The organism is Rhodococcus sp. EPR-134, from assembly GCF_001647205.1.
Classification (GTDB): domain Bacteria; phylum Actinomycetota; class Actinomycetes; order Mycobacteriales; family Mycobacteriaceae; genus Rhodococcus_F; species Rhodococcus_F qingshengii.
The window spans coordinates 1-2,421 of the sequence record NZ_LVCT01000492.1 but is presented as its reverse complement, the minus strand read 5'-3'; the positions used below and the strand labels follow the sequence as shown (position 1 = coordinate 2,421).

Here is a 2,421-nt window from a genome sequence, read left to right as displayed (position 1 = left end):
TACGGCGACACTGAGCACGTCCAGGAAATCACCCAGCAGTTCGACGGGTAGGCCACCGGCGTCATCGGCCCCCGCCGCGGCAACCCGGCGTATGGCGTCGTCAGGTACCCCGGTTCGGCTCACCCTCGCATTCTCTCACTGCCGGCAGCATTGCCTGGCGTCACGAAAGGCGCATCGAACCCGTGTCGATGTACCGCTGATGGAACGAGAATGCCTCGCCCAGGATGTGCGGCGTCTGCCCCGCACCCGGTTGAGCGTCGGCGCGAGCGATGTAATCGTGGAGCAGTGGCCGGAACTCCGGGTGAGCACACTTGTCGACGATCAGGCGCGCGCGTCGCCGCGGCGACAGACCGCGCAGATCCGCCAACCCCTGCTCGGTCACCAACACCTGAGTGTCGTGCTCGGTGTGGTCGACGTGCGGAACCATCGGCACGATCGCCGAGATCTCACCGCCGCGGGCCGTCGACGGGCTCAGGAACATGGACACGTAGCCGTTGCGGGCGAAGTCCCCCGAGCCGCCGATTCCGTTCATGATCTTCGTCCCCATGACGTGCGTCGAGTTCACGTTGCCGTAGATGTCGGCCTCGAGCATGCCGTTCATGGCGATGATTCCGAGCCTGCGCACCACCTCCGGGTGGTTGCTGATCTCCTGCGGACGGAGAGTGATGTGGTGGCGGTAGAAGTCGATGTTCGCGGTCAGTTCTTCGATGCCCTCTTCGGTGAGCGCCAAAGCCGTCGAAGACGCATGCGCGACCGTTCCGTCCTTGATCAGCTTCAGCATCCCGTCCTGGATGACCTCGGAGTAGCAGGTCAGGCCGCGATACGGCCCCCGATCGAGCCCTCCAAGCACCGCGTTGGCGACATTGCCGATGCCCGCCTGCAGCGGAAGCAACGTATCGGCCGGCATCCGTCCGGCGCGCACCTCGAAGTCGAAGAATTCCAGGACGTGGCCGGCGATCGCCTCACTGACGGCGTCGGGTGCAGTGAGAGGGCTCGCGCTGTCACGGCAGTTGGTCTCGACAACGGCCACAACCTTCGTGGGATCCACTCGGAACGTGGTCTGGCCGATCCGGTCCTCGACACGAATGATCTCGAGCGGCTTGCGATGCGGCGGCAGCGCGGTGCCGTAATAGACGTCGTGAATACCTTCCATCGCCTCGGGCACCCACGAGTTGACTTCGAGGATGACCCTGTCGGCGACGTCCAGCCAGGTCTTGTTGTTGCCAATCGACGCGGAGGGAATCAACTCCCCTGATTCGGTGATACCGGCGACCTCGACCACCGCGACGTCTACGTTGCCGTAGTAGCCCTCCCACACCTGCTGAGCCACGTGGGAGAGATGGATGTCCACGTAGTCCATACGACCGTCGTTGATCCGGCGACGTGCGGTGGCCTCGGACTGATACGGCATGCGCAGCGCGATTCCGTCGACCTCCGCGAGCAGCCTTTCGGTCTCGGTGGACACAGAAGCGCCGGTCAGGAGATTGATCGTGAAGTTCGATCCGTTGCCGCGGGTCCGGTGAATGCGCTCGGCCAGGGCCGGAATGACAACCTTGGGTGTACCGGCGCTTGCGAAACCGCTGATCGCGACGGTGTCGCCCGGGTTGATGAACTTCACGGCGTCGGACGCGGACATCACCTTCGACGCAAACGCTGTGGCGCGAATGCGGTTGGAGGTGGCGTTGTGCCCGGTCTCACCGAAGGTTGAACTCACGGCACCAGGATAAACAGGGCACGTCGAAGCGATTTACGGGGATAACCCAGACAGAATCGCTCCGACGTGCTATGAGCACCGATCAGTTGACGACGCCGTACACGCCTTCGCCGACCAGGCTCGCAATTCGATATTTCTGGATCTTGCCCGACCCTGTCAGTGGGAACGCCTCCGCGCTGAACCACTCCTTGGGCGCCTTGTGGCGCGCCAGTCGCTCGGTGCAGAACTCGACCAGTTCAGCGGCGGTCGGTTGGTCGGACTCGTCCTTCCAGCGGATGACGGCGACAACTCGCTCACCCCACACCTCGTCGGGCACACCCACGACCGCCACGTCGAGAATCTTCGGATGTGTGAAGATCACGGACTCGACCTCACGCGGATAGATGTTCTCACCGCCGCGGATGATCATGTCCTTGAGGCGGCCGGTAACCCGGACGTATCCACGTTCGTCCATCGTCCCCAAATCGCCGGTATGCAACCAACCGTCCTTGTCCACGGTGTCGGCCGAAGCCTCCGGATTACGGAAGTACTCGGTCATGACGAGGTACCCGCGCGCGCAGATCTCGCCTTGTTCGCCGAGCGGCACGCTGTCCCCGGTCACGACGTCGGAGATCTTCACCTCGACCTGCGGCAACGCGAGTCCGACCGTCTCCGACTTGTCTTCGTGGGTGTCGGCCGGGCTGGTCTGTGTGATGACGGGGCTGGCC

The 2,421-nt window shown here is 63.7% G+C and carries 2 protein-coding genes; both read right to left on the bottom strand.

What is annotated here, in order from left to right:
- Positions 1–160: 160 nt before the first annotated feature.
- Positions 161–1,714, bottom strand: coding sequence for an acetyl-CoA hydrolase/transferase family protein (locus tag A2J01_RS22615; protein ID WP_007730514.1), 1,554 nt, complete (start codon positions 1,712–1,714; stop codon positions 161–163).
- Positions 1,715–1,796: 82 nt separating this feature from the next.
- Positions 1,797–2,421 (bottom strand): AMP-binding enzyme (locus A2J01_RS22610; RefSeq protein ID WP_156519366.1); only part of this gene is annotated, 625 nt, incomplete at its 5' end.